Source organism: Aldersonia kunmingensis, from assembly GCF_001646865.1.
GTDB classification, from domain to species: Bacteria; Actinomycetota; Actinomycetes; order Mycobacteriales; family Mycobacteriaceae; genus Aldersonia; species Aldersonia kunmingensis.
Genome location: NZ_LRRB01000293.1, coordinates 1 through 3,610, shown reverse-complemented (window position 1 = coordinate 3,610; position 3,610 = coordinate 1). Strand labels below are relative to the sequence as shown.

Annotated in this window: 4 protein-coding genes; all 4 read left to right on the top strand. The window is 66.7% G+C overall.

Features of this window, described 5'->3' with window-relative positions; genetic code table 11:
- Positions 1-569, top strand: a 569-nt coding sequence (locus A8G08_RS23610) for a DUF2252 family protein (RefSeq protein ID WP_157108760.1), incomplete at its 5' end; no start/stop codon positions are given.
- A 199-nt stretch (positions 570-768) separates the two neighbouring features.
- Positions 769-1,071 (top strand): co-chaperone GroES, encoded by a 303-nt coding sequence (gene groES, locus A8G08_RS23605; protein ID WP_068279630.1) that lies wholly within the window; start codon positions 769-771, stop codon positions 1,069-1,071.
- A 162-nt stretch (positions 1,072-1,233) separates the two neighbouring features.
- Complete coding sequence (groL, locus tag A8G08_RS23600) at positions 1,234-2,844, top strand: chaperonin GroEL (RefSeq protein WP_068279628.1); 1,611 nt, start codon at positions 1,234-1,236, stop codon at positions 2,842-2,844.
- A gap of 91 nt (positions 2,845-2,935) precedes the next feature.
- On the top strand, positions 2,936-3,610 hold a 675-nt coding region (locus tag A8G08_RS23595), incomplete at its 3' end, for a TIGR03619 family F420-dependent LLM class oxidoreductase (RefSeq protein WP_068279626.1).

Here is a 3,610-nt window from a genome sequence, read left to right as displayed (position 1 = left end):
TGATCGAGCGGTTCAAACTCACCCGCTTCGCGCGCAAAGTGGTCGGAGTCGGCAGCGTCGGCACCCGGTGCTGGATCGCATTGCTCGAGGGAGCGGACGCCGATGATCCGCTGTTCCTGCAGATCAAGGAGGCTCAGCCGTCGGTGCTCGCCGGCTACCTCCAGGGCCGCTCGATCGTCCACCAGGGCCAGCGGGTGGTGAACGGCCAGCGGCTGATGCAGGGCGCGAGCGACATCTTCCTCGGCTGGTTGCGCGGGACGGCTCCCGACGGCGTGGTGCGCGATTTCTATGTCCGCCAATTGCGCGACGGGAAGTGGTCGATCGAGGTCGCGACGCTGCCGCAGCACGGGCTCGAGCTGTACTCCCGAGTGTGTGGCCGCACGCTGGCGCAAGCGCATGCCCGTTCGGGTGATCGGTTCGCGGTCGCCGCGTATCTCGGCAACGGGCCGTCCTTCGACGACGCGATCGTGCAGTTCGCGGTCGCCTACGCGGAGCGGAACGAACGCGACCATGCCGCGCTGTGCGCCGCGATCGACAGCGGACGGCTCGAGGCGGTCATGGGCCTCTAGCGAGCTGTGCGCCCTGGGCGAACTTGCGCTGGCAAGGGTTGAGTGCTGGCACTCGCATGTATAGAGTGCTAGTCGGCACTGCGGCAGCCACGGCACCCGCGACGACGTTGCTGCACACAGAGCCGAAATCCTGATCGACCGAAGAAGTCGCTGGGGCAACACCCAGGACTCGATTACCACTGAAAGTGGAGGGCTCATCGTGGCGAGCGTGAACATCAAGCCGCTCGAGGACAAGATCCTCGTCCAGGCCAACGAGGCCGAGACGACGACCGCCTCCGGCCTGGTCATCCCCGACACGGCGAAGGAAAAGCCCCAGGAGGGCACCGTCGTCGCAGTTGGTCCCGGCCGTTGGGACGAAGATGGCGAGAAGCGGATTCCGCTCGACGTCCAGGAGGGCGACACCGTCATCTACAGCAAGTACGGCGGAACCGAGATCAAGTACTCGGGTCAGGAGTACTTGATCCTCTCGGCACGCGACGTGCTGGCCGTCGTCACCAAGTAGGCAGCCACCGCACAGCCGGCAACTCGATGTGGCCGGCGACGCACCACCGCCCCGGCGCCGAATTCTCGGTCCCGGGGCGGAGTGCGTTTCGCGGCCACCGGTCCCGCCCGTACGCAGTAGCGCCGCGCGGCGGTAATTCCAAAACAGGAGAAGCAACAAGCTATGGCCAAACAAATCGCGTTCGACGAGACCGCACGCCGGGCTCTCGAACGAGGCGTCGACAAGCTGGCCGACGCGGTCAAGGTGACGCTCGGCCCGCGTGGTCGGCACGTCGTGCTCGCCAAGGCTTTCGGCGGCCCGACCGTGACCAACGACGGCGTCACCATCGCGCGCGAGATCGAGCTCGAGGATCCGTTCGAGAACCTCGGTGCGCAGCTGGTGAAGAGCGTCGCCACCAAGACCAACGATGTTGCCGGTGACGGCACCACCACCGCGACCGTCCTGGCACAGGCGCTGGTGCGGGCGGGTCTGAAGAACATCGCCGCCGGTGCGAACCCGATCGCGCTCGGCGTGGGCATCGCCGCCGCCGCCGACAAGGTGTCGGAGGCGCTGCAGGCCGCCGCGACCCCGGTCCAGGGTGAGCTCGCGATCGCGCAGGTCGCCACCGTTTCCTCGCGCGACGAGGAGATCGGCGAGATGGTTGGCCGCGCGCTGACCACCGTCGGCAAGGACGGCGTCGTCACCGTCGAGGAGTCCTCGACGCTGCAGACCGAACTGGTTGTCACCGAGGGCGTGCAGTTCGACAAGGGCTACCTGTCGCCGTACTTCCAGACCGACCTGGACAGCCAGGAGGCCGTGCTCGAGGACACCCTGATCCTGCTGCACCGCGACAAGATCAGCTCGCTGCCGGACCTGCTCCCACTGCTGGAGAAGATCGCCGACAGCGGCAAGGGCGTGCTCATCATCGCCGAGGACATCGAGGGCGAGGCGCTGTCCACGCTCGTCGTGAACTCGATCCGCAAGACGATCAAGGCCGTCGCCGTCAAGGCGCCGTTCTTCGGTGACCGCCGCAAGGCGTTCCTCGACGATCTCGCGGTCGTCACCGGCGGCACCGTGATCAACCCGGACATCGGCATCACGCTGCGCGAGGCGGGCCTCGATGTGCTCGGTTCCGCACGCCGAATCGTCGTCACCAAGGACGCCACCACCATCGTCGAGGGTGCGGGCACTGCGGAGGCCATCGCGACGCGCGTCGAGCAGCTGCGCGCCGAGATCGAGCGCACCGACTCCGACTGGGATCGGGAGAAGCTCGAGGAGCGCCTGGCGAAGCTCGCCGGTGGCGTTGCGGTGATCAAGGTCGGCGCCGCCACCGAGACCGCGCTCAAGGAGCGTAAGTACCGGGTCGAGGATGCTGTTAGCGCTGCGAAGGCGGCCGTCGAGGAGGGCATCGTCCCCGGTGGCGGTTCCGCGCTGGTGCACGTCGCAAGCGAGCTCGTCGCGCTGCGCGACGCGCGCACGGGCGACGAGGCGCTCGGTGTCGAGGTCGTTCGTCAGGCGCTGTCTGCCCCGCTGTTCTGGATTGCCGCGAACGCAGGTCTCGACGGTGCGGTCGTCACCTCCAAGGTGGCCGAGAACAAGAAGCTCGGCTTCAACGCCGCGACGCTCGCCTACGGCGATCTGATCGCCGATGGCGTGATCGACCCGGTGAAGGTCACCCGCTCGGCGGTCGTCAACGCGGCCTCGGTCGCGCGGATGGTGCTCACCACCGAGAGCGCCGTCGTGGAGAAGCCGGTCGACGAGGAGCCGTCGCACGGCCACGGTCACGCGCACTGACGCTGTAACCCATCGACGAAGCCCCTGGGTCCCAACGGATCCGGGGGCTTCGTCTATCCCTGGCCCATCGTGACCTGGTACGCAAGAGGCCATGAAGCTCGCATTTCCGTTGCCGCACCTGATGCGTCTCCCGGCAGCGTCGCAACCGTGGGAGGCGTCGATCGATGGCCTCGATCAGACGCGAATGGCGAAACGTGCCGACGAGCTCGGCTACGACATGATCGCCGTCCCAGAGCATTTCGTTATCCCGCGGGAACATGTGGACCGGTCGGGCCCGCACTGGTTCCACGGCACGACGGCACAGGCATACCTCGCAGGCGCGACCGAACGCATCCTGGTCAACTCCAGCGTGACCGTCCTTCCGCTGCAGCAGCCCATCGTCCTCGCCAAAGCGATCGCGACGGCAGATTGGCTGAGCGGCGGGCGATTCATGGCCACCTTCGGAGTGGGTTGGATGGAGGGTGAATTTGAGCGAATGGGAGTGCCGTTCCGCGAGCGGGGGAGGATCGCCGACGAGTACCTCGAGGCGATGATCGAACTGTGGACCAGCGAGACCCCCAGCTTTCACGGGCGGTACGTGTCCTTCGATGACCTTGCGTTCGAACCGAAGCCGGTCCAGAAGCCTTATCCGTGCATCTGGATCGGCGGTGATGTCGACGCATCGTTGAAGCGGGCTGCGCGGTTCGGATCCGGCTGGTGGCCGTTCCTGACGAAGCCCGGTGACATCCCGGACAAGATCGACTTCATCAAGTCGCAGTCGACATAC